Raw genomic sequence first — 15,278 nt, forward strand, 5'->3', positions numbered from 1 at the left:
ATCAGATCGAGAAATTACTAAAGTTGAACGGGGTATGGACAGGTGCCGGCGCCTGGACTTCCGGCGCCGGCGGCGGCACGTCGGTTTCCACGCCCAGCAATTGCAGCAACTGGGCGCGAACCCTTTGGAACTCGGGCCGTTCGGCGCTGCGGGGGCGCGGCTGGGTGATCGCGATATCGGAAACGATGCGGCCCTTCTCCAGCACCAGCACGCGGTCGGCCAGCAGCACCGCCTCGTCGACATCGTGGGTCACCAGCAGCACGGATGGCCGGTGCTGGCGCCACAGCGTCAGGATCAGCTGGTGCATGCGGATGCGGGTCAGCGCGTCCAGCGCGGCGAAGGGCTCGTCGAGCAGCAGCAGTTGTGGTTCGCGCACCAGCGCCCGCGCCAGTGCCACGCGTTGCGCCTCGCCGCCGGACAGCGTCGCCGGCCACGCGTTCTCGCGGTGCTCCAGTCCCACCTCGGCCAGCGCCCGGCGCGCGCGCTCGCGCGGTTGCTCGATCTTCAATCCCAGCGTGACGTTGCGCCAGGCGCGCTTCCACGGCATCAGGCGCGGCTCCTGGAACACCGCGGCGCGGGCTTGCGGCACCTCCAACGTGCCGGAAGTGATGCGATCCAGCCCGGCCAGCGCGCGCAGCAGCGTGGTCTTGCCGGAACCGCTGCGGCCCAGCAGCGCGACGAATTCGCCGGCGCGGATATCCAGGTTAAGCTGGTCGAGAATGAGGTTCGGGCCGAAACGTTTGCTCAACAGGCGCGCCTGCACTGGAGCGCGCGGTGGCACCGGCGCTTCCGGACGGAAGCCGGCGACGCCGTCGTTGCGCGCAGTGAGGCCAACGCCGGGCAGATCGAGTTGAATGGTTCGCATACTCAGTCCTTGATGAAAGTCGGACGCCAGGCCAGCGCATAGTGTTCGATGGCGCGCACCAGCAGGTCGGTGGCGAGGCCCAGCAGGCTGTAGACCAGCAGGCAGACGACGATGACGTCGGTGCGCATGAAGTCGCGGGCATTGTTAATCAGGTAGCCCAGGCCCGCAGTGGCGTTGATCTGCTCCACCGCCACCAGCGACAACCAGCTCACGCCCAGCGAATAGCGCAGGCCGACCAGGAAGGATGGCAAGGCGCCGGGCAGGATCACGTGCACGATCAGCTGCGGATAGCTCAAGCCGAACAACCGCGCCGCCTCGACCAGTTTGGAATCGATGCCGCGAATACCGCTGTACAGCGTCAGGTACATCGGGAAGGTGGTGGCGAACGCGATCAAGGCGATCTTGGTGAATTCGCCGATGCCGAACCACAGGATGAACAACGGCACCAGCCCGAGGAAAGGCAAGGTACGCGCCATCTGCATGGTCGAATCGACCGCCACCTCGCCCTGGCGCGACAGGCCGGCGATCAGCGCCAGCGCGGTGCCCAGCGTGAGCGACACCGACAGGCCGGTGAGAACGCGGTGTAGCGACACCCACACGTTGCTGCCCATTTCACCGGATACGATCAGCTCTCCCAGCGTGACGAAGATCTGCGACGGCGCCGCCAGCACGCGCTCTGGCAGCACGCCGGCGCGCGAGGCCAACTCCCACAGCGCGAGCAGCACCAGCGGGCTGGCGGCGCGCCGCAACACGGAGAGGAAAACGGAAGGCTTGGCTGGAGCGGGTGCGGTGCCGGCGGCCGGTACCGTGACACCGCTATAGGCAGGAGTAGAAACCGACATGTCTTTGCTTCCCTATGCTGAAGATTCGAAGGCTTCGAGAGCCGTTGAAATCTAGTATAGGTAGCAAATGATTATGTCAAAACTAATTGTTTCGACTATTGATATATGATTTTCAGGAATAATTAAGGGCTAGCGCGCGGCCACCTTCGGCACCGCCTTCAGCGGCGCCTCGGCGAATGCCTGCTCCACCGCCTGCGCGAAGAAATCGATCGCATGCCGCACCGGCCCTGGCTGCAAAGGCTGCACCAGCCAGATCTCCAGCACGGGCTTGAAGTCGACCACGTTGACGATGTCTAGTTGCGCGCGGTGGCGGCTGCGCTCCAGGATGGGAAGCGGCATCAGCCCCAGTCCCAGGCCGCTAGCGGCCAGCCCCAGTTGCAGGTCGGCGCCGAAGGTCTCGAGATTGATCTTGAACGACAGCCCCTGCTCCATCAGCGCGCGCGCCAGCCCGGCGCGGAAGCCGCAGCCGTCCGGATTGAGCACCCAGCCGGTGCCGAAGATATCGCGCAGCTTGTAGGCGCGCTTGGGCATGGCGCCCTTCTGCGCGACGACAACCAGCTCGATGCGCCCCAGCGTACGCCCGCGCAGCCCTTCCGGCAGCACTTTCGTGGCCGGGAACAACGCCACCGCCGCGTCGATCTCCGCGTTGGCGACGCGCTCGACCAACTGCGATCCCCAGCCCGACGTCACCTCGGTGTGCAAACCGTCGAAGGCGCGGTTCAGATTTTGCAGCGTATCGAGCAGCACCACGTCGCCGATGGTTTGGATGACGCCGATGCGGAACACGCCGCGCGGGGCTTGGTCCACCTGCACCAGGTCGCGCAGGCGGTCCACTTCCTGCAGCACCCTGCCGCACTGCTCGAACACCTGCTTGCCCATCAAGCTGGGTTTGGGCGGCTTGACGCTGCGGTCGAGCAGTTCCACGCCAAGCTCCTGCTCCAGGTTCTGAACGCGGCGGGTGATCGCCGACTGGGTCAAGCCCAGCGTCTCGGCGGCGGCGCTGACCGACTGGCTGCGCACCACCGCAACGAACGCACTGATGTCATCTATTTTCATGTAAGTATCGCGTTAAGCCATGCAAAAACAGACGTCATATTACCCCCTTATCAGAACTTGTAGTTCGCCCTCACATAGTAATAACCGCCGTTGAACGGTATCTGCGCGGCCGCCGTATCGTACTGATACACGCCCAGGTAACGACTGGTGGCCGGCACCTTGGTCGGATACACGTCGAACAGATTGGTCGCCCCGGCGGCCAGTTGCAGTTTTTTCGTCACGGCGTAACGCACTTCCAGATCGGTCAGCGTTTTCGGCTTGTTCTCTATGTGGTTGAAGACCGTCGTCGAGTAGATATTCGGCCCGGAATAGAAAGTCGCCTCTGTCGCGGTCTTGCCGTATCGGGCCGCGTGCAGGCTCACGCTCCAGTCGTCCAGCGTCCAGACGCCGCCGACTATCAGCTTGTTCTTCGGCGTTGCAGTCGTCAGGTAGCCTACCTGCTGGGCATTGAGCAGCGTCTGTCCATTGCCGTCATTGGCCACCTTGGTCACCTTGCTGGTGTTGATGTTGGCGCTGAAGTCCCAGTCGATCCGTCCCAGGGCGCCCAGGTTGCTGGGATAACCCGCGACAAAATCCAGCCCCTGCGTGCGGGTGTCGACGCCGTTGGCGTAATAGCTGGCGCTCACCGACGACAGCCCGCTCGGCAGGCTGATGCCGGCCGCCGTCAGCGCATCGATCGCCGCCTGGCCAGTGTAGGTGCCGCCCTGGACGATACGGTCGCGGATCAGGATGCGGTAGGCGTCCACCGTGATGTGCAGATTGTCGATCGGCTCGGCGACAAGACCCAGATTGAAGCTGCGCGACTTCTCGGGACGCAGCGCCAGCGCGCCCAGTTTGCGGGCCGCGTCCGAATTGACGGCCAACTGGCCGCCGGCGGTGGTGGGCGACACCGCCAGGCTGGTGTAGTTTTCCTGCGCCAGCGACGGCGCGCGGAAGCCGGTGCTGGCCGTCGCGCGCAACGCGAAACGCGGATTGAACTCATAGCGAGTCGATACCTTGGCGTTGCGTGTGCTGCCCGCGTCGCTGTAATGCTCATAGCGGCCGGCCAGTTCGGCCTCCCACTGGTTCGTCAGCTTGGTCGAAAAATCGGCATAGGCGGCGCCGATATTACGCGAGTGTTTGCCGGCGCTGATGGGCGACAAACCGGGCAAAGCTTGCGATCCGCTGCCGAAATAGGACGCCTCGTCACCCGCCCCCACTTCATAGGTCTCCCGGCGGAACTCCGCGCCCAGCGCGACGCTCAGCGAGGAAGGCAGAGCACCGGTGTCGAACCCGCGCGCCACGTCCGCATTGACGCTTTGCTGACTATTCTTGTACTGCGCCAGATGGAAGCTGGTCGGCGTGGCGCCGGTGGCCGCATACAAATCGGTGTTGGCCGAATCGACCATGTTGATCTTGACGTTGTCGATGCCGTAGCTGGCGCTCAGGTCCCAGCGCCATCCCGCCAGGTCCGTGCCCCTGATGCCGGCGGTCAGCGCGGCATCGGTCTCGTTGCTGGTTTCGACGGGACTAAAACCGCCCGGATGCACCTGCGGCAGCTTCGATGGCAGCCGATAGTTCTGATAGCTGCCGCCGGTGCGATGCGCCGCCGTCGCGAATGCGTACAGCTCGACATCCTTGTCGACCGCGATGCCGGCATTGGCGCCGAACGATTCGCGCCGCACTTGCGGATCGCCCAGCGTGCGGTTGACGTAGGTGCCGGTGCGTTCATCGGCGCCGCTGCGCATGCTGTGCTCATGGCGGCGGTATTCCGTACTCAGATGCAGGAAGCCATCCCCGCCCAGCGGCAGGCCCACATCGGCCGCGCCACCCAGCGTAAAGCCGTCGTGCTTATAGTATTCACCGGTGGTCGCGGTCAGGCTGCCTCCCTGGCTGGATGATTTAAGTATGACGTTGATCACGCCGGCGATGGCGTCCGAGCCGTATTGCGCCGCGGCGCCGTCGCGCAGCACCTCGATATGATCGACGGCGCTCACTGGTATCAGGTCGATATCGACCGGCGTCGCGCCCTGCTGCGATCCCGCATCTGCCGTGATGTTGGCCGAGGTGTGACGGCGCTTGCCGTTCACCAATAGCAGTACATGGTTGGGGCTAAGCCCGCGCAGCGTCAAGGCGCTGGTCAGGTTGGCGGCGTCGCCGGTTTGCGCCAGCCGGTTTATCGACGGCAGCAGCTTGACCAGCGCGTCACGCAGGTCGGTCTGGCCGGTACGCTGCAAATCCTTTGCGCTGATCACATCGATGGGGCTAAGGCTCTCTCCGGCCGAACGCTGGATGTCGCGGGTGCCGGTGACGACGACATCTTGCACCGCAACGGCGGCCAGCGCCGCCACCTCGGGTTCGGCATCAGCAGCGATGGCTGGCGCAACGGCTGCGTACAACAACGAGATGGCCAGTGCGGCGGGACGAAGGCGTGGTCGGATCGATGATGGTTGATTCATGCGGTTCAGCTCCTGAATAAAAAAAGTTATGGCTTGACGCGGGCGGCGACCAGGTCGATCTCCACCAGAGCGCCCGGCAGCGGCAGCGCGGCGACCTGCAATGCGGTGCGGGCCGGCTTGGCCGGCTGCGCGGCGGTGCCGAAGAACTGGCCGAAGGCGGTATTGAGGCCATTGAAATCGAGTTTGTTATCGAGTTTCGGATCGCCCACCAGGAACACTCGCAGCGACACAACGTCGCCGAAGTTCAGGCCTTCCGCCGCCAGTGCGGCCTGCAAGCGGCGCAGTACCGACGTTGTCTGCGTCTCCGTGCTGCCATAGGCCGCCGGCGTGCCTTTGGGCGCGGCGGCATCGGCGACTTCCGGCAACACGCCGCTGAAGTAGATGGTCTCCGCGTTGGCCGGGACCGTGACGGCGACCGAGATCGGGAAGCTGGAGTTGGGGATGGGCGTGCGTTTGATCTGCTGCGCGCTGGCGGCGGCGGTGGTGAGCAGGAGGCTGGCGACGAGTAGTTTGGATGTGGTTTTCATGGTGTTCTCTCAAGTGAATGAAATCAGGCCGCGCGTTTTACCGCGGCATCGCCGGCGGCGACGCGGTCGGCAATGGCGGCGACGGCATGGTGGGCCGACAACGCCGCCCCCTCCTGCCATGCGCCGATCTGGCTCAGGTACTCGCCGGCGAAATAGACGCGTCCATCCGGCTGGTTGAGCAGCGTGTATTCCCTCTCCGCCGGCGTGGCCCAGTGCACCCAGGAGCCAAGGCTGTACGGCACCTTGTGCCAGGCCACGCTGACGGGACGCTGCAATTCGGCGCCGCGCCCCGGATGCACGCGGTCGATGACGCCGCGTGACGACGCGAATTGCGCGGCCAGCGGTTTGGCGGCGAAATCGCGGGCCGCCTGGCCGATGTTGTAGCAGCCAACCAGCACACCGCTGGTCTTGTGAAAACCGCCGCTGGGATACCAGATCAACGCCGTCTCGTGTTTGACGATCGAGATGCCGCCATAGATATGCGTGTCCGTCTCCCAGAAGCGGCGCGACTGCCAGGCGATTTTGCTGGCGGTGTCGTAATGGACGCCGGAAATCGCCGCCTTCACCTCAGGCGAAAAATTGGTGTCGACCAGCGCCAGCACCGGCAACGGGAAAGTCGTGATCGCGAAATCCGCCGACAGCACCTGCTCCTTGCCGCTGGCGCGGTCGCGTACCGTCACATCGACGCCATTCGGCTGATTGCGGATCGCCTTGACCTCGGTGTTGAGGCGCACCACATCCTTCAGTCGCTGGTGGAAGGCGTGCGGAATGCGGTCCATGCCGCCGACCGGCTGCAGCATCGTCGGCTGGAAGATCAGCAGTTCATCGAAGATCAGCGACGTCCACAGATCGGGATCGAGCAGGGCTTCCAGCGACAGCGGCTCGTGCCGCTCGCCGACCTGCTCGGCCGAACCGGGAAAGACCTTGTAGCCGGATCGCTCGGTGCCTTTGAATTCGGCCTGCGGCGTCAGGTCGCCGTACACCTTGAGGAAGTCGACCAGCCTGGCGCGGTCGTCGGCGCTCAGCTCCTGATCCAGCGCGCCGCGATGGACCGACTTTGCCAGCAGTTCGGAGATGTGGCCGCGTGCGTCGTTGATGGCGCGCCGCAGCTGCACCGGTTGGCCGCCCTTGGCCGGATCGGGCAGGAAGTAGGCGCTGCGGCTGGTGTTGACCTCTGCTTCCAGCTCCACGCCGAACTCGCGGCAGTATCCGAGGATGGCCCGGTGATGGCTGGGCAAACGCGCCGGCCCGGCGTTGAAGTAGTGATCCGGCTCGAAGTCGGCGGTCTGCGTGGTGCCGTCGTTCAGCTCGATGCGGGTGCCGTTGCGGATGGTCCAGTTACGGCCGCCGACGCGGTCCCTCGCCTCGACCACCTGCACTTCATAACCCGCCTTGCGCAACTCGTAGGCGGACACCAACCCGGCGATGCCGGCGCCCAGCACCAGCACGCGCAAGCCTTTACCGGAGCCGGGCGCCAGCCGGGGCACGGCGGTCTGGCCGGCGACCGCGATCGCCGGCGCGCCCAATCCCAACGTCGTCATCGCCGCCGTGGCGGCGGCATAGCCGCTGGTCGCGGCAAGCCGCATGAGGAAGGTCCGACGCGACACTGTCATAAATTAGCTCCACAAATTGGTTAAGTCGGAGCGATCTTATGACGCGGATAATTATGTAGAAACTAATTGTTTATCATATTCAAATATGAATTTTGAGAATAATGTATTTACATGGACGATATCCGCTGGCGCTATATCCAAACGCGAAACCATTCGTTCCGGCGCCATCGGCACGCATCCTACAATCGGAGGATAACCAATGACAGGAGCCTCCATGTCCATGCCCCGCCGCCGTGCCGTGCTGTCCCTTCTTGCGCTGACGTCCTTGCTGCCGCTGGCCTCCTCGCCGGCGCTCGCGCAAAAACCCTCGACGCTGCGCATCGGCTATCAGAAGTCGTCCACCCTGCTGACCATCCTCAAGGTGCGTGGCCAGTTGGAGCAGGACCTGGGGCCGCTGGGCGTCAAGGTCAGTTGGCATGAATTCTCCAGCGGCCTGCCGCTGCTGGAGGCGCTCAACGTCGGCGGCGTCGATATCAGCGCCGACGTGGCGGACACGGTGCCCGTATTCGCGCAGGCGGCCGGCGCACAGTTGACGTACTTTGCGCAGGAGGCGCCATCGCCGTCGGCGCAAGCGATCGTGGTGCGGGCCGACGCCCCGTATGCCACGGTGGCGGATTTAAAGGGAAAGAAGATCGCGCTGACCAAGGCGGCCGGCAGCCATTACCTGCTGATCGCGGCGCTCGACAAGGCCGGCTTGCGCTTCAAGGACATCGAACCGGCTTATCTGACGCCGGCCGATGGCCGCGCCGCGTTCGAGCGGGGCAGCGTCGCCGCCTGGGTGACCTGGGACCCGTACCTGGCAGGCGTGCAGCGCCAGTCGCCGGTGAAGATTCTGGCGGACGGCCGCAACATCGCCGACTATCAGCGCTACTATCTGGCGGCCAGCAGCTATGCCGAAGCGCGTTCGGATGTATTGGCGGTGGTTTTTGAGGCCTTGCGCAAGACGGGCAAGTGGGTCAAGCAGTCGCCGAAGGAGGCTTCCGAGCTGCTGGCGCCGGCGTGGGGCTTGGATGCGAAGACGGTGGAATTGGCCAATAGCCGCCGCAGTTACGACGTGCGGCTGGTGCTCAAGGATGCGCTGGGCGAGCAGCAGCGCATCGCCGATGCTTTTTATGGCGAGGGCCTGCTGCCGCGCAAGCTCGATGCCACGGCTGTGCCGCTGTGGCGCGGCGCGCGGTGACATGTGGAGACGGCACGCGATGACACGTGGAGACGGCACGCGATGACACGTGGAGGCACGTAGGGCGGATTAGGCGGGACGCCGTAATCGGCCATGCATGCGCAACCAGCGGAGCATACATGGCCGATTACGCTTCGCTAATCCGCCCTACGTGATTACCGGGTAAGCCGCCGCCCCGGCTTCGGCTTCGATAGCAAGAATCCGGGCGTAATCGGTATCGTCGCGGTATTCGAAGGCGCTAATGCTCAGCACATCCATCAAGCCGCGCAGCCGCGAGGTGGGCCTCAGCAAAGCGTCGCGCATCCGCAAAACCAGTTCTTCCTCCACGCCACCACCGGCAATCAACGGCAATCCAGGCGAGGACACCGAATACCCCAGCACCTTCAATCCCTTCACCGCCTCCGGATCTTCCCGCGCCAGATACCCCCACGTGACGCAATCCACCGCCGCGATGTCGGCCGCTCCTTCGCGCACCATGCGCACACTGGCCGCATGGCTTCCCGAGACGACCACCTTGCTGAAAAACCGCCCGCCGCGCGCAAGCGGTGCCACCGCATGGCGCAGCACATTCATGCCGCTATTGGAATGCAAATCATTGACCGCCGCGACCAGTCCCATCGCATCCGCCAGCACGTCGACATCGGCCCCATCGCGCACCACGAACACGCTCGAATAGTCGCTGCCGGAACACCCGGCAAAATCGTAGCAAGGCGTGGCAACCAGCGTCACCTCGCCGCGCAGCCGGGTCATATAGGGATAGCCGCAGGTCTGGCTAAGCAGCAGGTCGCGCCGCCGCCAGAACAGCGGCAAGTCCGCGGGCGCTTCCAGCGCGACCACTTGTCCGGCTTCCTCCGCCAGCGTGACCAACAACGCCTCATACGCCCGCCCGAGCCGCGCGGAGACGTTGTACATGGGCAGGGCGGCTATCCAGGTCATGTGACTAATCCGGCATGTGAGGGTGAACCGGCGCATCGATCGCGCCGAAACCGAAACGGCGCATCAACCGTCCGTATCCCTGGACATGAAAGCCGCCACTGCGCGTATTGTAGGCCAGTCGCCGCGCCTTGTAGACGCGCGGCAGCAGATACCACGGCAGCGAAGGCAGGTCGTGATGGACCAGATGCAGATTATTATTGAGGAACAGCACCCGCCAAACAAAGCCGGCTTCATTGAGCACGATGCGCTGCTTGTGATCGGCCGCCGGACGATGCTCGTAGTACGAGCGCACCATCGCCAGCGATTGGGCCGGATACGAGATCACCAGCAGATAATAAATCGGCTCCACGCCGAACGCCGACCGCACCCACCACAACAGCGCCCCCAGCATGGCGATGTGGGTCAGCCACATCGGCACATTGCGCCAGTCGCCACGCAGCGGCTCGCGCACCGCCTCGGCCCAGGCGCCGGTGACGGCGAGCGCCGGCCCGACCAGCATACGGCCCCAGAGGGTCTTGTTAAACCAGTGCAGCGCCCTCACCGCCTTGCCCATGTCCGCCCAGCGCGCGGGCGAGACGTAATTGCTCTCGGTGTCCAGCGCCGGCATCGTCAAATGGAAGTCATTGTGGTGACGCAGATGGCTGTCCCGGTACAAACCATACGGATACCAGACCGCCAGCGGCAGATAGCCGAACAAGCGGTTCACCGCCGGCCAGCGGGTGGGATGGCCGTGTATCAGCTCATGCTGCAGCGACATGTACCACGCGCACCACCAAATCATCAGCAGCGTGGCGCCCAACGCGCCGATCTCGCGCCAATACGCAAGCGTCAGCAGCCAGCCGCCGTGGATGACGGCGATCAGCAACCAAGTCGGCCACTCACCCAACCACAGCAGGCGGCCACGCTCGGCGGCCACCTCGCCACGCTGCCGCGCATCGATATAGTCGGAGGGCCGCTGCTTCAACATCAGAATCTCGCTTTAACGCGCAGGCCCACGGTACGGGGACGCGCCATGTACACCAGATTGCCCGGCTGGATGGCGATGGTGTTCGGTACGACATCGCTAACCTTGGCGCCGTTGGTCAGGTTGGTGCCGAACAGGCCAACCTCGTACGCGCCGGTCTTGTACGTCACCGTGGCGTTGACGGTGTTCGACGACGGAATGCGCGCATACCCACCCTGCTCCGGCGCGAAGTTGGTGTAGGCGTCACCCCGGTACGCATAGCTGGCGGCGATACCCACTTCGTCCGTGCCGCGCACCGGGATGCTGTAGCTGGCGGTGGCGGTGGCCGACAAGCGCGGCGCATAGGGCACACGGCTGCCTTCCGGGATGTTCTGCGCCGCGATGCCGGTGACAACAGTGCGGGTGGCGTAGGCGTGGTTGTAGGCAGCGCTGACACCGACCGACGCGCGCCGCGTCAATTTGAAGGCGGTTTCCAGCTCCAGCCCTTCGCTGCGGATCTTGCCGGCGTTTTGGGTGAAGTAATACGTGCATGGCAGGCGGTTGAAGACCTGTACGTCCTTCCATTCGATCACATAGGCGCTGGCGTTGAAGGTCATGCGGTGGTCGAGCAGTGTGTTCTTCGATCCGACTTCGTAGTTCCACAAGCTGTCCGGCGCAAGGGTGGTCGGCGCGTTGATGCCGCAGAAGTTGAAAGGCACCGGCTGGTTATTGCCGCCATAGCGGAAGCCCTTGCCCGCCGATGCGTACAGGTTGTGGTCCGGATCGAGCCGGTAGGCGGCGACAAAGCGCGGATTGGCGCCCTTCGACGTGGCGCTGCTGTCGCTGACGGTGGGCTGTCCGACCGGCGCGGCCGGCGTGGCGCCGACCAGATTACCGAACAAGCCGCTAAAACGCAAATCGAAATCCTGCGTGCCCCGGAACAGCCGCACGCCGGCCGTTAGATCCAGCTTGTCCCAGACGGTGTACGTCGCTTCGGCGAACAATGCGGCCTGGCGCGACTTGATGTTCTGCGCCCCCGAAAAGAAATCGTCCGGATTGAAAGCCAGCTCGTTGGTCTGAGAGTTATAGCCCGGGAAGCCACGGGTCTCGGCGAAGCGCGCGTCGAAGCCGACGGTCGGCTCATCCTGCCGCGTGTTGCGCTTGCCCGACTCGAAAAAGGCACCGGCGGTCCACTTCAACGGGCCTTCGCCCTTGGAGTTGACGCGCAATTCCTGCGCGAAGTCCTCGACCTTGTTACCGATCGTGTAAGCGGCCTGCATCAGCGGATTTTTTCCGCCAAAGATGAACGCGGTCGCCGGATACTGGGCCGACGTCACGTACAGCGTGTCGCGATGCAGGTAGGAGGTCGACGAAACCAGTTGCGCGCCACCCAGGTCGTAGTTGACGCCCACGTTATACAACTGCAATTTGTCGTTGCTGGTCTGCGGGATCAAGGCAAAGGTGGTGTAAGGCGCCAGATCGCCATAAGCGTCGTTGACGCCCGCCTTGACGTTGGAGGCGGTGACGCTGGCGTCGATCACCAGATCGCGCGAGGCCTTCAACCGCAACGCGGCCCGTCCCTGGTTAGTGGAGACGGCGTTGGTGATGGCGCCGTTGTACTGATTGCGGATGTAGCCCGAGTCGTTGCCGGTGTAGGCGGTCAAGCGCAGTCCCAACACGTCGTTTTTCAGCGGCAGGTTGACCATCCCGCGCAGATTGTGATTGGCGCCGCCGAATTTGGAAGTGCTGGAGCCGACCGCCTCCACCGACCCGAATACATCGTTCAGGTCCGGTTTCTGGGTGATCTGGCGCACCGCGCCCGCCATCGCACCGGCGCCGAACAAGGTTCCCTGCGGCCCTTGCAGCACTTCGATGCGCTCCAGGTCCAACACCTTGAGATCGGGATTGGAGGACTTCAGCGTCACCGGCATATCATCGACATACACCGCGACCAGCGACGCATCCTGCACCTCGGACGGGACGATGCCCCGCACGACCAGCCCGCGCATGGTGATGTTGTTGATGCCCGGCCCCTGCTCCTGCACCGACATCGCCGGCACCAGGGCGGCGATGTCGGTCAGGTTACCGACCCCGTATCTGGTCAGATTGTCCGGTTTGAGCACCGTGATCGCCGCCGGCACCTGCTGGACATCGACCGCGCCGGCCGCTCGTGTCGCCGTGACCCGCACTTTTTCGATCCGCTCGCCGTCGCCATCCGGCGCTATCTCTTGCGTCGCCACCTGCGCATGCGCCGCCGCCATCGCACCAAACGACAACGCCGCAGCGACCCGATACTCCCTCTTCCCCATCATTTTTCCTTATTAAGCGGCCTATACCATGAGAAAACAGTATATAGACCCGGAAAAGGCCGGGAAAGGAAGATAAACGCGTTAGGTTAGAAGAAAATTAGAAGAAAAGTGGCTTAGCGCCAACGTGGTCCACCGTACAGCCGCGATGCGCGGACGGGGCCACAATAAGACCCATGGATACTTCAAAAGCCCCCAAACATACGCCCGCCGCCCGCGCACTGCATCGTCAGATGATGGCTGTGCAGCGGACCATGTCCGCGCCGACGGTGGAGGAATCGATGGTTGCGTCCCGATGGGCGATGGCTTGGTACTGCCTGGTGCAGCGCAAGCTGGAACAGCTCCAGCAAGCGCCAAGGTATCTGCATTAAGAGAGGTTTGAAGCGGTGAGGACTCAGGCGGCGACGTAGCAACCGCCGGCGCGGCGTTCCATACCCGCGCGGTCCAGAACCGTGACGGTGCCGCGACGGTATTCGATCAAGCCTTCTTCCTGCAGTTTGCCCGCCGAGCAGGTGATGCTTTCGCGGCGCACGCCCAGCATATTGGCGATCATCTCCTGCGTCACTTTCAATTCGTTGGAGGTGGAGCGGTCCAGGCGTTCCAGCAGCCAGCGGCACAGGCGCTGCTCGATGCTGCCGTGGCGGACGCCGGCCACCGTTTGCGCCAACTGGGCGAACAGCGCGCTGGTATGGCGCATCAGTTGCTGCGCCAGGGCGCCACCGCTGAAGAAGGCTTCGCGCAGCACGGCCGATTTGATGCGGTAGCCGTAGCCGGCGCTCTGCACCACCGCCGAGCAGTTTGCGCGTTCGGTTTCGTACATCGACACGCCAACTACGCCTTCGCGTCCGACCACCGCGATCTCGGTCGCGCCGCCGTCCTCGGTCACGTACTGCAGCGAGACGATGGCGTTGGTTGGGAAGAAGGCGTATTCCATTTTGTCGCCGAAGTCGAACAGGTGTTTACCGGCGGTCAGCGGCACCAGCTCCAGGTGGTTGAACAGGCTAACCAGCTCCTCACGCGACAGGGCCCGCAGCAGTTCGTTCTGCTGGGCGCCGATGATGCTGATGGCCGGCGACGCGGCGGCGGCCTGGCTGACTGACTGCATCGCGATCACTGCGTTGGCGGAGACGGTGGTGTGAGTAGCTTGTTGCATGGCGAGCCTCTTATAGTGTGTTTTATTCCGATGGTCGTTGCCGACCTGATGGATACACTATATCCCCGCTATGTGCGCTAGCTCATAGGAGCGCGTAGGAGGCATATGTAGGCTGGGAACATAGCACTTTGTCATCCCAGTCCTACGCAATGTCTCTTGTATTCCTACGTCGCGCCCAGTGGATTGTTAAAACGCCCCGACATAATTTTCCGCCAGCGCGGTCGCCATCGCGCGCGAGGTGACGATATTCTCCAATTCCGCGCGCTGCATCTCGCGCTCGAACGGCGTCGCCTCGGCGAAGGTGTGCAGCAGCCGCGTCATCGTCCACGAGAAGTACTCGGCGCGCCAGATCCGCTTGAGCGCATCGTCGCTGTAGCTTGCAAGGCGCTCCTCGCTGCCCTGGCGGTAGAACTGCTCCAATCCGCGCGCCAGCAGCTTGACATCGGAGACGGCCAGGTTCATGCCTTTGGCGCCGGTGGGCGGCACGATGTGCGCCGAGTCGCCGGCCAGGAACAGCCGGCCGGCCTGCATCGGCGTCGACACGAAGCTGCGCATGCCGATGATATTTTTCTGGAAGATCCTGCCCTCCTTGAGCCTCCAGCCGTCGTGGTTTTCCAGCCGCGCGTGCAGCTCGGACCAGATCTGGTCATCCGACCAGTTGTCGACATGGTCGGTGGGATCGCACTGGAAGTACAGCCGCTGCACCGTCGGCGAGCGCGTGCTCACCAGCGCGAAGCCGCGGTCGTGCTGCGCGTAGATCAATTCCTCGGACGACGGCGCCGATTCGACCAGGATGCCGAACCAGCCGAATGGATAGATGCGCTGGAAGTTCTTGCGCTGCTCCTGCGCCGGCATGGCCGGGCGGCTGACGCCATGATAGCCATCGCAGCCGATCACGAAGTCCGCCTCGATGCTGCGGGCCTCCCCGCCATGCATGAAGGTGGCCGACGGCGTTTGCGTGTCCACGCCGTGCAGCGCCACCTCGCTCACCTCGAACAGGATCTGGCCGTCCGCCGCCAGGCGCGCCGCCACCAGGTCCTTGATGACCTCATGCTGCGGATAGACGGTGATCGCCTTGCCGGTCAGGCCGGTCAGGTCGATACGATGGCGCTTGCCGCCGAAAGCGAGTTCGAAGCCGTGATGCAGCGCGCCTTGCCCGCGCATGCGCTCACCGACGCCGGACTCGGTCAGGATATCCATCGTGCCCTGTTCCAGCACGCCGGCGCGGATGGTCGCCTCGATGTCGGCCCGCGAGCGGGTTTCAATGACGATCGACTCGATGCCGTCGAGGTGCAGCAGGTGGGATAACAGCAGGCCGGCCGGGCCGGCGCCGATGATGGCTACTTGGGTACGCATGGTTGTCTCCGATGTGGTTATGAATGCGGCATGGCTGCATCTGTGACGCCATCGTAGCGCCGC

Annotated in this window: 13 protein-coding genes; 2 read left to right on the forward strand and 11 right to left on the reverse strand. The window is 64.0% G+C overall.

Features of this window, described 5'->3' with window-relative positions:
* Nucleotide 1 precedes the first annotated feature (1 nt).
* From JOD97_RS07275 to JOD97_RS07300, 6 genes are all read right to left on the reverse strand, one after another.
* Nucleotides 2-865 carry an ABC transporter ATP-binding protein gene (locus JOD97_RS07275; RefSeq protein WP_209714693.1) on the reverse strand — a complete coding sequence of 288 codons (864 nt, stop codon included), beginning with the start codon at nucleotides 863-865 and terminating at the stop codon, nucleotides 2-4.
* A gap of 2 nt (nucleotides 866-867) precedes the next feature.
* Nucleotides 868-1,707 carry an ABC transporter permease gene (locus JOD97_RS07280; protein ID WP_229264215.1) on the reverse strand — a complete coding sequence of 280 codons (840 nt, stop codon included), beginning with the start codon at nucleotides 1,705-1,707 and terminating at the stop codon, nucleotides 868-870.
* Between the two features lie 129 nt (nucleotides 1,708-1,836).
* Nucleotides 1,837-2,763: a LysR family transcriptional regulator gene (locus tag JOD97_RS07285; protein ID WP_209714695.1), complete on the reverse strand. Its 927-nt coding sequence runs from the start codon at nucleotides 2,761-2,763 to the stop codon at nucleotides 1,837-1,839.
* A gap of 50 nt (nucleotides 2,764-2,813) precedes the next feature.
* Entirely contained in the window at nucleotides 2,814-5,201 is a 2,388-nt protein-coding gene (locus JOD97_RS07290) for a TonB-dependent siderophore receptor (RefSeq protein WP_209714697.1), read from the reverse strand.
* A gap of 26 nt (nucleotides 5,202-5,227) precedes the next feature.
* Complete coding sequence (locus tag JOD97_RS07295; protein ID WP_209714699.1) at nucleotides 5,228-5,728, reverse strand: RidA family protein; 501 nt, start codon at nucleotides 5,726-5,728, stop codon at nucleotides 5,228-5,230.
* A gap of 23 nt (nucleotides 5,729-5,751) precedes the next feature.
* Nucleotides 5,752-7,341 (reverse strand): flavin monoamine oxidase family protein, encoded by a 1,590-nt coding sequence (locus tag JOD97_RS07300; RefSeq protein WP_229264216.1) that lies wholly within the window; start codon nucleotides 7,339-7,341, stop codon nucleotides 5,752-5,754.
* Nucleotides 7,342-7,555: 214 nt separating this feature from the next.
* Here JOD97_RS07300 and JOD97_RS07305 point away from each other — a divergent pair, with 214 nt between their 5' ends.
* Nucleotides 7,556-8,521: an aliphatic sulfonate ABC transporter substrate-binding protein gene (locus JOD97_RS07305; RefSeq protein WP_209714701.1), complete on the forward strand. Its 966-nt coding sequence runs from the start codon at nucleotides 7,556-7,558 to the stop codon at nucleotides 8,519-8,521.
* 147 nt (nucleotides 8,522-8,668) lie between these two features.
* Here the strand turns inward: JOD97_RS07305 and JOD97_RS07310 are convergent, their stop codons facing one another.
* Genes JOD97_RS07310 through JOD97_RS07320 form a run of 3 tightly spaced genes read right to left on the reverse strand, consistent with a single transcriptional unit; the run spans nucleotide 8,669 to nucleotide 12,709 of the window.
* Entirely contained in the window at nucleotides 8,669-9,457 is a 789-nt protein-coding gene (locus tag JOD97_RS07310; RefSeq protein ID WP_209714704.1) for a phosphate/phosphite/phosphonate ABC transporter substrate-binding protein, read from the reverse strand.
* A 4-nt stretch (nucleotides 9,458-9,461) separates the two neighbouring features.
* Nucleotides 9,462-10,424: a fatty acid desaturase gene (locus JOD97_RS07315; RefSeq protein ID WP_209714706.1), complete on the reverse strand. Its 963-nt coding sequence runs from the start codon at nucleotides 10,422-10,424 to the stop codon at nucleotides 9,462-9,464.
* Nucleotides 10,424-12,709, reverse strand: coding sequence for a TonB-dependent receptor (locus tag JOD97_RS07320; protein ID WP_209714708.1), 2,286 nt, complete (start codon nucleotides 12,707-12,709; stop codon nucleotides 10,424-10,426). The genes JOD97_RS07315 and JOD97_RS07320 overlap by 1 nt, the downstream gene beginning before the upstream one ends.
* 173 nt (nucleotides 12,710-12,882) lie before the next feature.
* On the opposite strand from JOD97_RS07320, the gene JOD97_RS07325 reads away from it, so the two are divergent.
* The gene (locus tag JOD97_RS07325) at nucleotides 12,883-13,077 is read left to right on the forward strand and encodes a hypothetical protein (RefSeq protein ID WP_209714710.1); all 195 of its coding nucleotides are present in this window, start codon (nucleotides 12,883-12,885) and stop codon (nucleotides 13,075-13,077) included.
* A 23-nt stretch (nucleotides 13,078-13,100) separates the two neighbouring features.
* Here JOD97_RS07325 and JOD97_RS07330 read toward each other — a convergent pair whose 3' ends face one another.
* Both JOD97_RS07330 and JOD97_RS07335 read right to left on the reverse strand, forming a co-directional pair.
* Nucleotides 13,101-13,859, reverse strand: a complete 759-nt coding sequence (locus tag JOD97_RS07330; RefSeq protein WP_209714712.1) for a Crp/Fnr family transcriptional regulator — start codon at nucleotides 13,857-13,859, stop codon at nucleotides 13,101-13,103.
* 186 nt (nucleotides 13,860-14,045) lie between these two features.
* Complete coding sequence (locus tag JOD97_RS07335; RefSeq protein ID WP_209714714.1) at nucleotides 14,046-15,215, reverse strand: 4-hydroxybenzoate 3-monooxygenase; 1,170 nt, start codon at nucleotides 15,213-15,215, stop codon at nucleotides 14,046-14,048.
* Nucleotides 15,216-15,278 lie beyond the last annotated feature (63 nt).

Origin of the sequence: Duganella sp. 1411, assembly GCF_017833525.1 — a bacterium.
GTDB lineage: Bacteria > Pseudomonadota > Gammaproteobacteria > Burkholderiales > Burkholderiaceae_D > Rugamonas.

Coding starts and splice junctions, on each gene's coding strand:
- JOD97_RS07275 (WP_209714693.1), bottom strand. CDS start 865: ATGCGAACCATTCAACTCGATCTGCCCGGCGTTGGCCTCACTGCGCGC.
- JOD97_RS07280 (WP_229264215.1), bottom strand. CDS start 1,707: ATGTCGGTTTCTACTCCTGCCTATAGCGGTGTCACGGTACCGGCCGCC.
- JOD97_RS07285 (WP_209714695.1), bottom strand. CDS start 2,763: ATGAAAATAGATGACATCAGTGCGTTCGTTGCGGTGGTGCGCAGCCAG.
- JOD97_RS07290 (WP_209714697.1), bottom strand. CDS start 5,201: ATGAATCAACCATCATCGATCCGACCACGCCTTCGTCCCGCCGCACTG.
- JOD97_RS07295 (WP_209714699.1), bottom strand. CDS start 5,728: ATGAAAACCACATCCAAACTACTCGTCGCCAGCCTCCTGCTCACCACC.
- JOD97_RS07300 (WP_229264216.1), bottom strand. CDS start 7,341: ATGACAGTGTCGCGTCGGACCTTCCTCATGCGGCTTGCCGCGACCAGC.
- JOD97_RS07305 (WP_209714701.1), top strand. CDS start 7,556: ATGTCCATGCCCCGCCGCCGTGCCGTGCTGTCCCTTCTTGCGCTGACG.
- JOD97_RS07310 (WP_209714704.1), bottom strand. CDS start 9,457: ATGACCTGGATAGCCGCCCTGCCCATGTACAACGTCTCCGCGCGGCTC.
- JOD97_RS07315 (WP_209714706.1), bottom strand. CDS start 10,424: ATGTTGAAGCAGCGGCCCTCCGACTATATCGATGCGCGGCAGCGTGGC.
- JOD97_RS07320 (WP_209714708.1), bottom strand. CDS start 12,709: ATGGGGAAGAGGGAGTATCGGGTCGCTGCGGCGTTGTCGTTTGGTGCG.
- JOD97_RS07325 (WP_209714710.1), top strand. CDS start 12,883: ATGGATACTTCAAAAGCCCCCAAACATACGCCCGCCGCCCGCGCACTG.
- JOD97_RS07330 (WP_209714712.1), bottom strand. CDS start 13,859: ATGCAACAAGCTACTCACACCACCGTCTCCGCCAACGCAGTGATCGCG.
- JOD97_RS07335 (WP_209714714.1), bottom strand. CDS start 15,215: ATGCGTACCCAAGTAGCCATCATCGGCGCCGGCCCGGCCGGCCTGCTG.